The organism is Aurantiacibacter gilvus, from assembly GCF_038289935.1.
GTDB classification, from domain to species: domain Bacteria; phylum Pseudomonadota; class Alphaproteobacteria; order Sphingomonadales; family Sphingomonadaceae; genus Alteraurantiacibacter; species Alteraurantiacibacter gilvus.
Genome location: NZ_JBBYHV010000001.1, coordinates 1,516,245 through 1,532,561, shown reverse-complemented (window position 1 = coordinate 1,532,561; position 16,317 = coordinate 1,516,245). Strand labels below are relative to the sequence as shown.

Here is a 16,317-nt window from a genome sequence, read left to right as displayed (position 1 = left end):
CGGCAAGAGTATTGCAGGAGAGCCCCGATGTTTTCACTTAACGGCATGACCGCGCTCGTCACCGGCGCCAGCGGCGGGATCGGTTCGGCGATTGCTTATGCGCTGGCGAAGCAGGGCGCGCGCCTCGCGCTTAGCGGCTCGAACAGCAGCAAGCTGCGCTCGTTCCGCGAACAGCTCAACGAAGACGTGCCGCACCACGACCATGACGGCCACGTCGAGATTACCTGCAACCTGTCCGACACCGTCCAGGTGGAAGAACTGGTGCCTGCTGCGGTCGATACGCTGGGCAAGGTCGATATCCTGGTCAACAATGCCGGCATCACCCGCGACAACCTCGCCATGCGCATGAAGGACGAGGAGTGGGAGCAGGTCATCAAGGTCAACCTCGAGGCCACCTTCCGCCTGATGCGCGCCAGCGCCCGCCCGATGATGAAGGCCCGCTTCGGCCGCATAATCAACATCACCAGCGTCGTGGGCGCGACGGGCAATCCCGGCCAGATGAACTATTGCGCCGCCAAGGCCGGCGTGGTGGGCATGTCAAAGTCGATGGCGCAGGAACTCGCCGCGCGCGGCATCACCGTGAATTGCGTGGCCCCCGGCTTCATCCGCTCGGCCATGACCGAAGCGCTCGACGACAAGCAGAAGGACGCCATCAACGCCCGCATCCCCATGGGCCGCATGGGCGAGGGCGACGATATCGGTGCCGCCGTGGCTTACCTTGCCAGCAAGGAAGCGAGCTATGTCACCGGCCAGACACTGCACGTGAATGGCGGCATGGCGATGCTGGGGTGAGCAATGGCGCGCCACGTTATCCTGTTCGGGGACTCGATTCTCGATAACGCTTCCTATGTGCCCGGCTGGCCGGACGTTACGGAACAATTGCGTTCGGAGCTCGATCCCGAAGACCGGGTGACCCTGCTGGCGGTCGACGGCAGCATAAGCGAGCAGGTCGAACGGCAGCTGGACCTCTGCCCGGAGGATGCCACGCATGTCGTGGTGTCCTGCGGCGGCAACGACATTCTCCACCATGCCTCCATGCTGGAGAAGGAGGTGTCGACCGTGGCCTCGGCGCTCGCCCTGCTGATGCAGGCGCGGGCGGAGTTCGAGCCGCCGTACCGCTCCATGGTGCAGCGGGCGAGCCAGCTGGCCATCCCCACTGCCGTGTGCACCATCTACGACGCCAACATGGGCCAACTCACGGCGACAGCGATCAGCGTGATCAACGATGCGATCACGCGCGACGTTCACCGCGCCGGGCTTGACCTGCTGGACCTGCGGCTGGTCTGCGACGAGGCGGCGGATTACGGGAATACGATCGAGCCGTCGGTACGAGGCGGAGCCAAGATCGCCGCTGCCATCGCCAACTACGTGCGAAGCGTGGACGCCAAGGCCACGAATTCGCGCGTCTTTGGCCGGAATTCGCGCGTTTTCGTCTGACAGCGCGCTCGCTACCCCACTTTTCCCCAAGGAATCGGGTTCTCTCACCCCGAATCCTTGCCCGTATCCGCACCTCCGCTAAGGGTAAGAGAGCTTTTTACCGGCGCTTGCGGGCGAGTCCGGGCTTGTCCGGCACCGCGGCGCGCAATGGGGAATGATTTGCGATGAAGGCCACCATCGAACGCGCCAAACTGCTGCGCAGCCTGTCTCACGTCCAGTCGGTGGTAGAGCGGCGCAACACCATTCCGATCCTGTCCAACGTGCTGATCGAGGCTGACGAGCAGGGCCATGTAAAGATCATGGCGACCGACCTGGACCTGCAGGTGGTCGAAAGCCTCGAAGCCAATTCGGTCGAAAGCGGCGGCGCGATCACCGTCTCGGCCCACCTGCTGTTCGACATCGCGCGCAAGCTGCCCGACGGCAGCGAGGTTGCGCTGGAGACTTCCGAGAACCGCATGGTCATCAAGGCCGGTCGCAGCCGCTTCACCCTGCCGACCCTGCCGCGTGACGACTTCCCGGTGATCGTCGAAGGCGACCTGCCGACCAGCTTCGAACTGCCCGCCAAGACGCTGGCCGAACTGATCGACCGCACGCGCTTTGCGATCAGCACCGAGGAAACCCGCTACTACCTCAACGGCATCTTCTTCCACGTCGCTGACGATGATGGCGGCGTGCTGAAGGCGGCGGCCACGGACGGCCACCGCCTTGCCCGCTTCACCCTGCCGCGCCCGGCTGGCGCCGAAGGCATGCCCGACGTGATCGTGCCGCGCAAAGCCGTGGCCGAGCTGCGCAAGCTGCTGGAAGAGGCGATGGAGGGCAATGTCCTGATCGACCTGTCGCCGTCGAAGATCCGCTTCAAACTGGGCGGCGAGGGCGGTGTGGTTCTCACCTCCAAGCTGATCGACGGCACCTTCCCCGATTACAGCCGCGTGATCCCGACCGGGAACGACAAGCTGCTGAAGGTCGACCCGAAGAGCCTGTTCGCCGGTGTCGACCGCGTGGCCACCATCGCCACGGAAAAGACCCGCGCGGTGAAGATGGGCCTCGATGCCGACAAGGTCACGCTGACTGTCACCAGCCCGGACAACGGCAACGCCACCGAAGAGGTGTCGGGCGAATACGGATCGGAGAGCATGGAGATCGGCTTCAACGCCGGTTACCTCAAGGACATCCTTGCGCAGATGGATACCGACAAGGTGGAACTGCACTTCGCCGATGCCGGTGCCCCGACACTGATCCGCAAGGACGAGAGCAGCCCGGCGCTTTACGTGCTGATGCCGATGCGGGTGTGATGCCGCATCAAGGGAGGTAGGACATGAGCCAGACGATGATCACCTTGCTCGTCGTCGGCCTCTTCCTGCTGATCTTCCCGCTGATGTGGTTGGGCATCACCAGCCTGCTGATGGCGATCAGCGGCTGGTCCAAGGTCGCCAAACGCTATCCGGATCGCGAGGATACCGTGCTCGGCTCCTTCGGCTGGCAGAGCGGCGCGATAGGTCCGCATCCGCTGGCAAGCGTCAACTTCCGCAACGTGCTGACCTTCGAAGCCTGCTCCACCGGCATGCGGCTCAAGATCATGACGCTGATGGCCCCCTTCGCCAAGCCGATCCTCGTGCCGTGGGACGAGCTTTCCGTGAAGACCCGCTCGCTCCTGATCGTCGACTACTACGACCTGCTGTTCGGCGAAGAAGGCGAGGGTGGGCACATCATGGTGACGAAGAAGCTGGGGCGCAGGCTGGCGGAGGCGAGCGCCGGCCGGATGGTCCTGCCGCGGGACTAGCCCGCTACCCACTGCATCACCGCGAATCCCGCCAATGCATGGCGCCGGGTTCCGTGGCATTCCCCATTCCTGTCGCCCGCCGGGACGGTGAGGCGGTTTCCGCACGGCCCGCGATGAGTGACCGGGCATCCCCTGCACAAGCCCGAGTCCGGCAATCCACGAGAAAGTCCCGGAAATTGGTTGCTAATGAGAAGCGCTCGCACTAGCAGGAGCTGCAAATGACTCGCAGTAGCGGGTCTAAGTCAGCTCATGAGGGATCCTGTTATGAAACTTGCCGCCGCTCTCCTGCTCGCAGGGACAGCACTCGCATCCAGCGCAGCATTCGCCCAGGAGGCCGATAGTTCGTCATCGCCAGAGCGCGAGCGCTGGTAATGGCGGTGCTGCGGCCCCGCTGGTTCAGGCGCGGAGCGCTGGAGGAGGGTAGGGCGGCCTAACCCAGGGCCTTCATCATCGCTTCGATATCCACGAACTTTTCGCGCGGGGCACCTTCGCGAGCGGCCTTGGCTTCGGCTTCCTCGATCTTCTTCCAGTCGCGGAAGGTGACGAGGTCGAGGCCTTTACCGGCGGCATAGGCGTCGAAGGCTTCGCGGCCCTTCTTGCTTGCTCTGCCCAGGGCGCCGCTTTCGATGTCCTCGGCGATCCTGTCGACGATGGCGAAACCGTCCGGCTTGTTGGTGCCGATGGTGCCTGACGGGCCGCGCATGGCCCAGCCGACGCAGTAGAGGCCGGGCAGGATGCGGCCTTCGTCGTTGGCGAAGCGGCCCGCGCGCTCGTCGAAGGGCACGCCGGGGATGGCCATGGTGCGATAGCCGATGCAGCTGACCACCAGGTCAGCCGGCAGGCGCTCGGTCTCGCCGGTGCCGACCGCGCGACCTTTCACCAGCTCGGTACGTTCGACCTCGATGGCCTCGACCTTGTCCGTTCCGATAAGCGCCTTGGGTTGGACAAAGAAGGCGAATTCGATGGCGATCTTCTTTTCCGCCCGGATGTGTTCGGGCACGGCAGCAAATTCGCGCAGCAGGGTGACCGACTTGCGCAGGCCCGGTTCGAGGATGGCATCCTCTTCTTCGTCCGGAAGGTCTCCGCGCGCAACGTGAGGGGCGGCATTGTCGAGCCGGCCCAGTTCGCCCAGTTCCTTGGGCGTCATCATGATCTGGTGCGGCCCGCGGCGTCCCAGCAGCACGATCCGTTCGATCTTCGATGCACACAGGGCCTCCAGCGCGTGGAGCACGATGTCGCTGCCGTCGAATTCGCAATCGGTCTTGGCCAGCATGCGCGCCACGTCGAGCGCGACATTGCCCATGCCGATCACCACGGCGGTGTTGCCGGAAAGGTCGGGGTCCAGGTTCGCGAATTGCGGGTGGCCGTTGTACCAGCCGACAAAAGCGGCGCTGCCGAAGACGTTGGCCAGATCCTTGCCGGGAATGTCGAGGTCACGATCTTTCGGGGCGCCAGTCGCCAATATCACGGCATCGTAATATTCTTGCAGCTGGGGAATCGAGATATCACGCCCCACCGCAACATTGCCAACGAAGCGCACGTTTTCCGTCAGCGCTGTTTTTTCGTACCGACGGGAGACTCCCTTGATCGACTGGTGATCGGGCGCCACGCCTGTGCGGATAAGGCCGTAAGGCACTGGTAACATGTCGAAAATATCGACGCGGACATTCTCGCCGAAGCGCTTTTGCGCGGCTTCGGCGGAATAGTATCCAGCCGGCCCCGAACCGATTATCGCGATATGCCGCATTGCCTGCTTCTCCCGCTCAACATGCTCATCACGCACCCTTATTGTAGTATGCCTCGCATTAACCTTTCGAGGCAATGCGCCAGCCGCCGTCATGCACTGGCAATTGCCGTGCTGGCAATTCGCCGCGGTTAACCGATTTTCAAAGGGATATCAGGCATGGGCTGTCCATGAGCGGTGGCAGCCGAACAGCGATCGACAGGGTCAGGCGCAAGAGCGCTCCCGCGCATGAGCGCGCGCCCGAAGTTGCGCCGGTGGCTCAATTCCCTGGCAAGAAAGCTGCCACGGCAAAGCAGAAAGCGATGCCCGCCGCCAAGGCGCCAACGGTGGAAGCTTCCAGTGCTGACGTATTCTCCGAGGTGGAGCGCCGCGAGGCAGAGCGTCGCGAAGCGACGATGTCGCGCAATGTCACACCGCCCCGGCAGGTGCTTGCCCAACGCGAGTTCTTTCCGCGCAGCTGGCCTTACCTGATCGTTGGCATGGTAACGACGCTCGTCGTCGCGCTTGTCGTTTCGGGTGCTCTGCCAAGCCCCGTAGCCGCGTTCATGCTCTTCCTCTCGGTCGTGCTGATATTGCCGGTATCGTGGGTCTGGGATTTCGTTGCCGGACGTTCCCTGTCAGCAAAGGTTCTCGGCGCGATTGTCGTCGTGATTGCCCCTCTGTTCTTGTACGGCTTCGGCATGACCCGCTGGGCCCTGGAGACAGGCATCGACTGGGACATGACGATTGCCGCGCAGCTGTGTGTGGCCTCGATTGCCATGGTCTACATGCGCCGTCAGCCAGCCATGATCTTTGCCGCGCAGCTGGCGATCTGGTCGGCCATCGTCATTGCCAATGCCTCGCTCGTGGGGCTTGCCAGCGTGCTGATTGGCTTGGTCGTGGCGGTGCTCGTGACCAATGAACAGCTGATCCAGCAAAAGAACGAGGAGGACGTCCTGCAGGCCCAGACGCGCATTGCCACCCGCGCGCAGGACATCCTCACCGACTACGAGGAAACGGGGCAGGGCTGGTTCTGGGAAACCGACCGCCGCTCGCAGCTGACCTATGTCTCGCCACCCGTGGCCGAGGTGCTGGGCACCAAGCCCGAAGACCTGCTGGGCCACCCGCTGACCCATCTGTTCAACCTCGCCGTGACCGGGGACGAGGGCGAACGCACCTTGCTGTTCCACCTCTCGGCGCGGTCTGCCTTTTCGGAACTGGCCATGCGGGCCGCCAACACGGGCGATGAACGCTGGTGGTCGGTTTCCGGTCGCCCGCTCTACGACCAGTTCAACAACTTCATCGGCTTCCGTGGTTCTGGCACCGACCTAACCGAACGCAAGCGCAGCCAGGAACATGCTACCCGCCTGGCCCGCTACGATTCCCTCACCGGGCTCGCCAACCGTTTCCAGATGAGCCAGGTGCTGGAGAAGATCCTCGCCGCGCGGCAGGAAAACAACCGCAACTGTTCGGTCTTTCTGCTCGATCTCGACCGCTTCAAGCAGGTCAACGATACCATGGGCCACCCGGCGGGCGATGCCTTGCTGAAGCAGGTTTCCCAACGGCTCGAACGCACGGTGGACAAGGCTGGCCAGGTCGGGCGCCTGGGGGGCGACGAATTCAAGGTGGTCGTGCCCAACAGTGTGCCGCGCGAGTCACTGGAAGAACTGGCGCGCGAGATCATCGCATCAGTCTCCCAGCCCTACTCGATTGATGGCCAGCGTGTGGTGATCGGTGCCTCCGTGGGTATCGCCATGTCGCCGGACGACGGCAACACCAGCGAGGAACTGATCCGGAATGCCGACCTTGCGCTCTATGCGGCGAAGGATGGCGGACGCGGACGCTTTCACTTCTACTCCAACGACCTGCATGCCGAAGCCGAAGCCCGCTCGCAGATGGAGGAAGACCTGCGCGATGCCATGGCACGCGGCGAGCTGGAGCTGTACTACCAGCCGGTTGTCTCGACCTCGACCGAGCGGATCTGCGGCTTCGAGGCATTGATGCGCTGGCAGCACCCGGCAAAGGGCTGGATCTCGCCCGAGCGCTTCATCGAAACCGCCGAAGACAGCGGCATGATCCAGCAGATCGGCGAATGGGCCTTGCGCCAGGCATGCCAGGAAGCTGCCAAGTGGCCGGAAGAAGTGCGTGTGGCCGTCAACGTCTCGCCGCTGCAGTTCGCCAATGTGCAGTTCCCGGCAGTAGTCGCCAGTGCCATTGCCCACGCCGATATCGATCCTGCTCGGCTGGAGCTGGAAATTACCGAGAGCGTCTTCCTGCAGGACGATGCCGGCACGGACGCGACATTTGCCGCGCTCAAGAACATTGGTGTTCGCCTGGCGCTGGACGATTTCGGTACGGGCTATTCGTCGCTCGGCTACTTGAAGAAGGCGCCGTTCGACAAGATCAAGATCGACCAGAGCTTCGTGCACGGTGCGACAGAACAAGGCAGCCGCAACGGTGCTATCATCGCCTCGATCACGAGCCTCGCCCATGCGCTGGGCATGGATACGACCGCAGAGGGCGTGGAGACCCACGACGAGCTGAACTTGGTGCGCATGCACGGTTGCAGTCACGTGCAGGGCTTCATCTATGAACAGCCACTGGATGCGGAGAGTGCCGCCCAGCGCCTGTCCACGGGTCTCGAAGCGGTTGCTCGTGGTCCGCGTTCAAGCCGCGACCAGCGGCAGACCATACTGCGCAAGGTAGTGCTGGACCACCATGGCCACCTCTACAACGGTACGATCCGCAACATTTCCACCACCGGGGCATTGATCGAAGGCCTGTGGAACGTGCCCGTGGGTACGATCTTCAAGATGCAGATTTCCCGAAACCATTCGATCACCTGCACCACGCGCTGGTGCGAGGATGACCACATGGGTGTGGAATTTGCCAATGCCCTGCAGCGTGACTGTCTTGGCCGGATTGCGGCGATACAGGACTCTGCACCGTCACCAACCCCGCGCGAGGAAACGCGGAAGGCCAGTTAAATCGAGCCGGCGCGGGTATTTAGCGGTTTGGTAACCCTAATCGTTTAGCACGTCAGCGGTAAATATGAGCGATCCGCCCCCGAATTATTCGCGGGCTAGAGGAGACTAGCGAGCAATGGGCGTTCGCGATGTGTGGAAAGGGTTTGGCGGAAAGGCCTCCGAACCCGTTCGTGTGCCCGATGCCGAAGCCATTGCCGCGAAGGTTGCGACTATCAAGGTCAGCGACCGCGACCGGTTGCAGATGCTCGACAGTTTCGAGCAGAGCGACATTGCCTGGTTTTGGGCCACCGATGCGCAGAACCGGCTGACTTACCTTTCGCCTGCCGCTCTGGCCCAGTTCGCTGTCGAACGAGATGTAATCGGGGAGCCGATTGCCAAGGTCTTCAAGACCATCAGCGAAGCGCAGGACCACACCGAGACCAAGCCAATCAGCTACATCGTCAGCTCGCGCTCCAGCTTCTTCGAACAGACGATCCAGTTGCTGGGCGAGAAGACTGCAGAAGGCGGGGGCAAGTGGTGGCAACTTACTGGCCGGCCGCAATTCGACGACAAGAGGGAATTCATTGGTTACCGCGGCATCGCCAAGGACACTACCGACAGTTACGAACAGCAGCGACAGGCTTCCCGTCTTGTCGAATTCGACTCCCTGACCGGTCTTGCCAACCGTCACCGGATGAAGCGGCGACTGGATTCGTCGCTCAACGCCTACAAGATCGAAAAGCGCAGCTGTGCACTGATCATGCTGGACCTCGACCGGTTCAAGCAGGTGAATGATAGCCTGGGCCATCCGGCAGGTGACGAATTGTTGCGGCAGGTGGCTGCGCGCCTGCAAAGCATTGCGCCCGGCGGATCGGAAATCGGCCGCATGGGTGGTGACGAGTTCCAGCTGATTATCCCGGACATGGATGATCGCGGCAAGCTTGGCGAGATCGGCAGCCGCATTATCCAGATGATCTCACAGCCCTATTCGGTTGAAGGTAGCCGGGCAATCATCGGCACGTCTGTCGGCATTGCAATTGCACCTTATGACGGCATTGAAGCGCACGAACTGGTCAAGGCGGCTGACCTTGCGCTCTATGCCGCGAAGGGGGGTGGACGCGGCCAGTTCCGCTTCTACTCGAATGACCTGAAAGAAACCGCCGAGGATCGCCGCGAGATCGAGGAAGACCTGCGCGATGCCATCCAGGCTGGTGAGCTCGAGGTGCATTACCAGCCGCAAGTCCAGACCGGTGACCATCAGTTGCGTGGGTTCGAGGCGCTGGTGCGCTGGGACCATCCCGAGCACGGACCCATTGCTCCTTCCATTTTCATTCCCATCGCCGAAGACAGCAACCTGATCGAAGATCTGGGCGCCTTCGTCCTCAACAGGGCTTGCCAGGATGCTGTGCAGTGGCCCGGGGAGCTTGTCGTGGCGGTCAACGTATCGGCGCGGCAATTCCTCGACGAAAAGTTGCCGCAAGTCGTCGAAAAGGCGCTCGAAGAGTCGGGGCTCAACCCCTCGCAGCTCGAACTGGAGATCACCGAAACGGTGTTCATGGGAGACATGGGCACCAACGATGCCATGTTCGCATCGCTCAAGAAGCTTGGCGTGAATCTGGCGCTCGATGATTTCGGCACCGGCTTCTCTTCCATGTCCTATCTGTCGAAGGCGCCGTTCGACAAGATCAAGATCGACCAGAGTTTCGTGCGCGGTTGCACCGACAAGAATCATTCGAACCATGCCATCATCACCGCCATCACCAGTCTGGGACGCGCGCTGGGCATGAAGACGACCGCAGAAGGCGTCGAGGCCATGGATGAACTTGCACTCGTTTCCGAACTGGATGTCGACCTGATCCAGGGCTTCATCTTCTCGCGCGCCGTGCCGCAGGACCAGGTGCTGGAAAAGCTCAAGTCCGGAGACTTCCGTTACGAGGCCGTGGGTCCGGCCAAGCATCGCTCCAAGCGCCGCATGGTCTATCGCCGTGTTGGCGTGGTTCACGAGGATCATCACTACGTTGCCATGCTGCGCGATCTCTCGCGCACGGGCGCCAAGATCGAAGGCTTGCTGGAGGTACCTGTTGGGACGGACCTGGTGCTCGATCTGGGCGAGGGACAACTGGTGGTGGGCAAAGTTCGCCGTTCGCAGGACGCGACGCAGGGGCTCGAATTCGAGACGCCGCTGGTGTCTGACGGTGCAGGTGGCCTGTGCACGCGGCACCGCGTTTCTCCTTACATGCTCGCATCTGCCGGTATGCCGCTGCAGGCCCTGCCCAGTGGCCATCACCTCGCGGCCGTCGCCACGAAGAGGCTTGGCGGCGCCAGCACGCGGCCGCGCTTCATGCAGGTGGAACTCGGCGTAGGCTCGACCCGCGCGGGCTGATCCCTGCACCCATTGCGCAATCCCTGCTGACTTCGGCGCAAGGCGCGGCTAAAGGCGCGCAATGACCGAACTGTCGCATATCCGCAATTTTTCCATCATCGCCCATATCGACCATGGCAAGTCCACCCTGGCGGACCGCCTGATCCAGGTCTGTGGCGGCCTCACCGATCGCGAGATGTCCGAGCAAGTCCTTGATAACATGGACATCGAGAAAGAGCGCGGCATCACCATCAAGGCGCAGACCGTGCGCCTCAACTACACCGCGAAGAACGGCGAGACCTACGAGCTCAACCTGATGGACACGCCGGGCCACGTCGACTTCGCCTACGAGGTCAGCCGCAGCCTCGCCGCCTGCGAGGGCGCGCTGCTGGTGGTCGACGCGGCGCAGGGCGTGGAAGCGCAGACGCTCGCTAACGTCTACCAGTCGATCGAGCACGACCACGAGATCGTCCCCGTCATCAACAAGATCGACCTGCCCGCCGCCGAGCCCGAGATGGTCCGCAAGGAAATCGAGGACATCATCGGCATCGACGCCAGCGAGGCGGTGCTGACCAGCGCCAAGTCCGGCATCGGCATCGAGGACGTGCTCGAGGCGCTGGTCGCCAAGATCCCGCCGCCCACGGGAGACCGCGACGCGCCGCTCAAGGCCATGCTGGTCGATAGCTGGTACGATCCCTACCTCGGCGTGGTGATCCTGGTGCGGGTGATGGACGGCGTCCTGAAGAAGGGCCTGAACGTCAAGTTCATGCAGGGCGGGACCGAGCACCTGATCGACCGTGTCGGCGCCTTCACCCCCAAGCGCGTCGACCTGCCCGAGATCGGCCCCGGCGAGATCGGCTTCATCACCGCGCAGATCAAGGAGGTGGAGCAGGCCCGCGTGGGTGACACCATCACCACGGTGAAGGGCGGGGCGACCGCGCCGCTGAAGGGCTACAAGGAAGTGCAGCCGGTGGTGTTCTGCGGCCTGTTCCCGGTCGACGCGGCAGACTTCGAGAAGCTGCGCGAATCCATCGGCAAGCTGCGCCTCAACGACGCCTCCTTCTCCTACGAGATGGAGAGCAGCGCCGCGCTCGGCTTCGGCTTCCGCGCCGGCTTCCTCGGCCTGCTGCACCTCGAGATCATCCAGGAACGCCTCAACCGCGAATACGACCTCGACCTGATCACCACCGCGCCCAGCGTGGTCTACCGCGTCCACCTCGCCCACACCAAGAACGAGGACGCGGCGGTGGTCGACATCCACAACCCCGCCGACTGGCCCGACGTGAACCGCATCGACATGATCGAGGAGCCGTGGATCAAGGCGACGATCTACACCCCCGACGAATACCTCGGCTCGATCCTCAAGCTGTGCCAGGACCGCCGCGGCATCCAGACCGACCTGACCTATGTCGGCGGCCGCGCGCAGGTGACCTACGAGCTGCCGCTGAACGAGGTGGTGTTCGACTTCTACGACCGCCTCAAGTCGATCAGCCGCGGCTATGCCAGCTTCGACTACGAGCAGATCGGCCTGCGCGAGGGCGACCTGGTGAAGATGAACATCATGGTCAACGGCGAGCCGGTCGACGCGCTATCGCTGATCGTCCACCGCAACGTGGCCGAAGAACGCGGCCGCGGCATGTGCGAGCGCCTGAAAGACCTGATCCCGCGCCACCTGTTCAAGATCCCGATCCAGGCCGCCATCGGCGGCAAGATCATCGCCCGCGAAACCATCGCCGCCCTGCGCAAGGACGTGACCGCCAAGTGCTATGGCGGCGACATCTCGCGCAAGAAGAAGCTGCTGGAGAAGCAGAAGAAGGGCAAGGCGCGGATGCGCGAGTACGGGAACGTGAGCATCCCGCAGGAGGCGTTTATCGCGGCGCTGCGGATGGGGGAGGAGTAGGCTCACGCCTGCCTAAACCCGATCTGGCCCGATCCGCGCGGACCTGACGATATATCCCGCCGGCCCGCTCGCCGGCCAAGTGACAGAGAGTAACAGACACCATGGCCGGCTATAAAGAACCCACCTTCCAGGAACGCACAGCACTGGCGCAGAAGGCCCGCGAAAAGGCGCTGAAGAAGCTCGCCAACAAGCCCCCGGTAGACGAGGCCGTGGCCGCCAAGCGCCTGGCCGCACAGCAAGCCCGCGACGCCGCCGCTGCCGAAAAGAGCGCCGCCCGCAAGGCTGCGATTGCGCAGGCCAAGGCCGAAAAGCAGGTCGCCGCCGAGGCTGCTGCCGAGGCTGCCGCAGTGCCGGAGCCGACCGAGGCGGAGTTGAAGGCCGCGCGCGACGAGAAGTATGCGGCGCGGAAGAAGCGCAAGAAGTAGGTTGGTTGGGGGGCGGCTCGACGCGGCTTGACCCAGCTCGCTTTTGCGCCGCGATCGGCGGCAAGATCATCGCCCGCGAAACCATCGCCGCTGTGTTTCGCGATACTCCGCCACCCGCACTCTCTCCGGCCACAGCTCCTGCACCCCGCCGGCCTTCAAGAAATCCCGCCCCCGCATCCGCCGCACCTGACCGGGCCTAGCCCGCTGCATTTGTTTGACCCTCAAACGCCGGGCGGCGGGCGTCCGCCCACCTTGGGTTGGCCTTCGGCCCTCTTCGAGTCCGGTCTAACCGGCCGGCGCGCGGTCTTGGTTGTCCCGGCTTCGCCGGTTCTGCTTCGCAACGCGGTCCGCCTGCGGCGGTCCGTTTGGTGCCATCAATCATCGGTGTGCGTCCCGCCGCCATATTCCTCCTCGTAGTCGACCATTTCCCAGCCGTCGTCCGGGGGCGGCTCCCTGTGGCGCTTTTCCAGCACCTTCTTCATCTCCTCGGAGGGGCCGCGGGGGAGGGCTTCCCATTCGGCGTCTTCCGCGTCCGCTCCGTCCTGCGGCAGGGCGTAGTCCGGGTGTTCGGGGTCGTTCCACCATTGGTAGCCGGTCGCCGCGTCCTCGGCCTGGAGGCGCTGGTAGGTGTCCCAGGCGGCGCGGGTGCGGGGGCTCATGGCTTGCAGGTGCGCCTCGTGCGCGCGGTCGAACTTGGCGGCGAGGCTGTCCAGCGCGTCCGCCTCCTCCTTCTCGCCCAGCAGGCGCTGCTCCTGCTCCCAGTCCTTGCGCCATTCCCTCTTCAGCCGCGCAAGCGCCTGCTTGTCCATCGCGCTCAATCCGCGCGCGCCGCCCTCGGCAAAGCGTTTCGGCGCGCGGTTGCGCAGCATGAACATCAGCAGCCGGTCGTTGTAGATCGTGCGCGTGCCGACCAGCTTGCCGTAGGAATAGACCGGCACCTCGATGCCGTTGAGCGCGCGGTCCATGGCCACGTCCTCGATCCGCTGGACGCCGAGGTCGAGCGCGGCCTCCCACGCCTTGCGGAAGGTGGCGGCATCGGGGTGGCGGCGCAGGTGGTAGGCGCTCTCGGGCGTCATCCCCACGCTGTTGGCGGCGGCGCGGACCGAGCCGTAGTCGGCCAGCGCCTCGATGAAGAGCTGCTGGCGCTCGGGCGTCCACCCGTCGTGCCGCCGGCACTTGCGCGGGACGGGGGTGAACACGGGCAGGGTGCGTCTGGGCTTGGTCGACATGGCCGGGGCCATGGCGGGGGCGGGGGGCTGTAGGAAAGGGGGAGGGGATTGTTTGTTTCATGCGCCCACCTCCGTGGGCGCGTCCTCGCTAGACGCGCTTCGCTCCGCTACGCGCCCGCTGCGGGCGGGCGGTCGCCCTTGCGGTCACTATCGTGACCGTTCCCGGTGCGAGTTTGCCATTTGGTGCTTGTCTCGGTCGCGACCAGCGACCGACCGAGCGCGACCGCGCGATCGCAGGTGCCGCGCAGCCCGAAGGGCGGAGCGAACAGCACCGAGGACGAAGCCGCGGAGGCGGCTTCGCAAGGAAGCTACGCCTTGCGTGCGCTCACCAGCGAATAGTAGCCCCCGCCGGAGCGGCAGGCGCGCACGTCCTCGAACCCGGCAGCTTCCATTATCTCGCGGAATTCGGGCAGGGTGTACTGCTTGCCCAGCGTACCCATCAGCATCATCAGGCTGAAGCTGGCGGCCTGCCAGGGGCCCTGGCCGTCGTCGTCCATCAGGATCTCGTGCAGGAAAATCCGCCCGCCCGGCGCCAGCGCCTTGAAGCTCTTCTGCGCGAGCAGGGCATTGGTCTCCTCCGACCAGTCGTGGAAGATATTGGCAAAGAAGTGCGCGTCGTGCCCTTCCGGCCAATCCTGCTCGAACATGTTGAGCCCGCAGGTCGTGACCCGGCCCGTCAGCCCGGCCGCCTCGACATGCTTGGCGGCTTCGACCACCATTTCCTTGAGGTCGAGCAAGGTGACTTCCAGCGCCGGGTTGGCCCGCGCGATCTCGATGCCGTAGACGCCGGAGCCGCAGCCGACGTCGAGCAGCGAGCGGACCTCGGCGAACTCGGGCTGCACGGCAGCGCCGCGGGCAGGGCCCATCGAATGCGCGTGCATGAAGTCGGAGATGCGCTTGGCGACCTCGGCGGTCATGGTGCCGCGTTCCCATTCGGGGCCGCCGGCGACCTCGTTGGTGGGGCGCTTGCCGGTGCGCACCATCTCCAGCAGTTGCGCATGCAGCGGGATCGTCTCGCGGAAGCGGAACAGGAAGCCGCCCCAGTAGCCCTCGGCGTCGGGATGCAGCCACATGCGCGCCTGCGGCGTGGCCGACCAGCGATCATCGCGTTTCTCCACCACGTCGAGCGCGGCCAGCGCGCCCAGCAGCACGCCCAGCGCGCGGGCGTCCACCGCCAGTTCGGCGGCGAGCGCATCGGTGTCCAGCGCCCGGTTGCCGATCGCCCGGAACAGCCCCAGCTCGTCCGCCACGGTAACGGCGGGCAGGGTGAACTGCGATTGCCAGATATTCCAGATGGCGCGGTCGTCCGTGCCTGGCGGTAACGGTCCCATAACTCTCCCCTCGTTCTCTCTCGCGGACGGTATAGCGAAAGCCTTGCCGCTCAACTGCCCGTCGTGGCATATCGATAACGATCGTTAGGAACGACGGGAAGAGGAAACCATGGCGACTTTGGCTGACGAGAGCATCGAGGACCAGGCCCGGCAGGTGCGGGCAATGATGCGCTATGTCGACGAAGGCGATTTCGTGACGCGGCGCTATGTCAGCCAGGGCGAGGAGCTCAACACCGGCACCTATGCGGACCATGAAGTGGTGATCCGCGACGGCATGCCGATCCGCGACCACTTCGAACTCGACGTCCACGGCTTCAGGATCGGCAAGAGCGACAGTGCCATTGTCGACTTCCATGATCGCAACTCTATAGAGCGCCTCTACGAACGCGAAGTGGAGGCTGACGTGCTGCGCTGGACCGGTGCCGACAAGTGCGCCGCGCGCGGCTGGATGCTGCGTACCTCTGCCGACCTGAGCGAGCATGCCAGCAACAAGTCGGAAGGCTACCAGCACCGCGGCGGCCTGCAGCCTCCGGCGGGCGAGGCCCATGTCGATACCGCGCCGCGCACCGCGCAGCGGATGGCAGAGCAGACCTATGCCCAGTGCTTCCCCGACGGTCCGGGCTTCAAGCGCTTCCTCATCACCAGCCACTGGCGCACCTTCTCGCCGCCGCCGCAGGACGTGCCGCTGGCGCTGTGCGACGGGCGCACCAGTTTTGGCGGGCAGGAAAAGGAGAACACCCTGCTGATCGTCGACGAGTTCCCGCGAGGCGATGCCCTGACGGCGCCGGTGCCGGGCGAGGAGGACCTGCTGGCGGCGACGATCTTCTCCTACCACCCCTCGCACCGCTGGTGGTACTTCGCCGGAATGGAGCGCGACGACGTGCTGCTGTTCAAGTTCTTCGACAGCGATCACGAACGCACCTGGCGCTGTCCGCATTCGGCCTTCGTCGATGCCTCCGCCGCGGCTCCGAACCCCCGCGAAAGTATCGAATGCAGAAGCGTGGCATTCTGGGAATAATCTTGCGCGACCCCTCCGGTGACCGTCATCCATTGGTCAAAATTGTCGCCAAAATGTCACAGGAATAAGCTTCCGTCTGAAACCTTTTCACGCGGCGATTGTGCAGCGCGCAACAATGGTGTTTGAGGCAAGGTCAGGAAGGAGGG

At 64.0% G+C, this 16,317-nt stretch carries 12 protein-coding genes; 9 read left to right on the top strand and 3 right to left on the bottom strand.

The annotated features are described in order from the left end of the window. Window positions 1-27 precede the first annotated feature (27 nt). From fabG to AAEO60_RS07495, 4 genes are all read left to right on the top strand, one after another. Entirely contained in the window at window positions 28-792 is a 765-nt protein-coding gene (gene fabG / locus AAEO60_RS07510) for a 3-oxoacyl-[acyl-carrier-protein] reductase (protein WP_341673032.1), read from the top strand. 3 nt (window positions 793-795) lie between these two features. Then, window positions 796-1,437: an SGNH/GDSL hydrolase family protein gene (locus AAEO60_RS07505; protein ID WP_341673031.1), complete on the top strand. Its 642-nt coding sequence runs from the start codon at window positions 796-798 to the stop codon at window positions 1,435-1,437. A 164-nt stretch (window positions 1,438-1,601) separates the two neighbouring features. Then, complete coding sequence (gene dnaN / locus AAEO60_RS07500; protein ID WP_341673030.1) at window positions 1,602-2,729, top strand: DNA polymerase III subunit beta; 1,128 nt, start codon at window positions 1,602-1,604, stop codon at window positions 2,727-2,729. A 23-nt stretch (window positions 2,730-2,752) separates the two neighbouring features. Beyond that, window positions 2,753-3,217, top strand: coding sequence for a hypothetical protein (locus tag AAEO60_RS07495; protein ID WP_341673029.1), 465 nt, complete (start codon window positions 2,753-2,755; stop codon window positions 3,215-3,217). 430 nt (window positions 3,218-3,647) lie between these two features. Here the strand turns inward: AAEO60_RS07495 and AAEO60_RS07490 are convergent, their stop codons facing one another. Beyond that, window positions 3,648-4,964 (bottom strand): FAD-dependent oxidoreductase, encoded by a 1,317-nt coding sequence (locus tag AAEO60_RS07490; RefSeq protein ID WP_341673028.1) that lies wholly within the window; start codon window positions 4,962-4,964, stop codon window positions 3,648-3,650. Window positions 4,965-5,287: 323 nt separating this feature from the next. On the opposite strand from AAEO60_RS07490, the gene AAEO60_RS07485 reads away from it, so the two are divergent. The 4 genes from AAEO60_RS07485 (at window position 5,288) to AAEO60_RS07470 (ending at window position 12,593) form a co-directional block, all read left to right on the top strand. Continuing rightward, on the top strand, window positions 5,288-7,927 hold the full coding sequence (locus AAEO60_RS07485) for an EAL domain-containing protein (RefSeq protein WP_341673027.1): 2,640 nt from the start codon (window positions 5,288-5,290) through the stop codon (window positions 7,925-7,927). Window positions 7,928-8,042: 115 nt separating this feature from the next. Further along, window positions 8,043-10,289: an EAL domain-containing protein gene (locus AAEO60_RS07480; RefSeq protein WP_341673026.1), complete on the top strand. Its 2,247-nt coding sequence runs from the start codon at window positions 8,043-8,045 to the stop codon at window positions 10,287-10,289. A 61-nt stretch (window positions 10,290-10,350) separates the two neighbouring features. Beyond that, the gene (lepA, locus tag AAEO60_RS07475) at window positions 10,351-12,168 is read left to right on the top strand and encodes a translation elongation factor 4 (RefSeq protein ID WP_341673025.1); all 1,818 of its coding nucleotides are present in this window, start codon (window positions 10,351-10,353) and stop codon (window positions 12,166-12,168) included. A 101-nt stretch (window positions 12,169-12,269) separates the two neighbouring features. Further along, entirely contained in the window at window positions 12,270-12,593 is a 324-nt protein-coding gene (locus tag AAEO60_RS07470) for a DUF6481 family protein (protein ID WP_341673024.1), read from the top strand. Between the two features lie 374 nt (window positions 12,594-12,967). On the opposite strand, the gene AAEO60_RS07465 is transcribed toward AAEO60_RS07470, so the two are convergent. Together AAEO60_RS07465 and AAEO60_RS07460 are read right to left on the bottom strand one after the other, a co-directional pair. Further along, window positions 12,968-13,822: a hypothetical protein gene (locus AAEO60_RS07465; protein WP_341673023.1), complete on the bottom strand. Its 855-nt coding sequence runs from the start codon at window positions 13,820-13,822 to the stop codon at window positions 12,968-12,970. Between the two features lie 308 nt (window positions 13,823-14,130). Further along, window positions 14,131-15,153, bottom strand: coding sequence for a methyltransferase (locus tag AAEO60_RS07460; RefSeq protein WP_341673022.1), 1,023 nt, complete (start codon window positions 15,151-15,153; stop codon window positions 14,131-14,133). A 109-nt stretch (window positions 15,154-15,262) separates the two neighbouring features. Here AAEO60_RS07460 and AAEO60_RS07455 point away from each other — a divergent pair, with 109 nt between their 5' ends. Further along, entirely contained in the window at window positions 15,263-16,171 is a 909-nt protein-coding gene (locus tag AAEO60_RS07455; protein WP_341673021.1) for a CmcJ/NvfI family oxidoreductase, read from the top strand. Window positions 16,172-16,317 lie beyond the last annotated feature (146 nt).

Excerpts from the sequence above, each read along its gene's own strand:
- fabG (WP_341673032.1), top strand. The coding sequence starts at position 28 with ATGTTTTCACTTAACGGCATGACCGCGCTCGTCACCGGCGCCAGCGGC.
- AAEO60_RS07505 (WP_341673031.1), top strand. The coding sequence starts at position 796 with ATGGCGCGCCACGTTATCCTGTTCGGGGACTCGATTCTCGATAACGCT.
- dnaN (WP_341673030.1), top strand. The coding sequence starts at position 1,602 with ATGAAGGCCACCATCGAACGCGCCAAACTGCTGCGCAGCCTGTCTCAC.
- AAEO60_RS07495 (WP_341673029.1), top strand. The coding sequence starts at position 2,753 with ATGAGCCAGACGATGATCACCTTGCTCGTCGTCGGCCTCTTCCTGCTG.
- AAEO60_RS07490 (WP_341673028.1), bottom strand. The coding sequence starts at position 4,964 with ATGCGGCATATCGCGATAATCGGTTCGGGGCCGGCTGGATACTATTCC.
- AAEO60_RS07480 (WP_341673026.1), top strand. The coding sequence starts at position 8,043 with ATGGGCGTTCGCGATGTGTGGAAAGGGTTTGGCGGAAAGGCCTCCGAA.
- lepA (WP_341673025.1), top strand. The coding sequence starts at position 10,351 with ATGACCGAACTGTCGCATATCCGCAATTTTTCCATCATCGCCCATATC.
- AAEO60_RS07470 (WP_341673024.1), top strand. The coding sequence starts at position 12,270 with ATGGCCGGCTATAAAGAACCCACCTTCCAGGAACGCACAGCACTGGCG.
- AAEO60_RS07465 (WP_341673023.1), bottom strand. The coding sequence starts at position 13,822 with ATGTCGACCAAGCCCAGACGCACCCTGCCCGTGTTCACCCCCGTCCCG.
- AAEO60_RS07460 (WP_341673022.1), bottom strand. The coding sequence starts at position 15,153 with ATGGGACCGTTACCGCCAGGCACGGACGACCGCGCCATCTGGAATATC.
- AAEO60_RS07455 (WP_341673021.1), top strand. The coding sequence starts at position 15,263 with ATGGCGACTTTGGCTGACGAGAGCATCGAGGACCAGGCCCGGCAGGTG.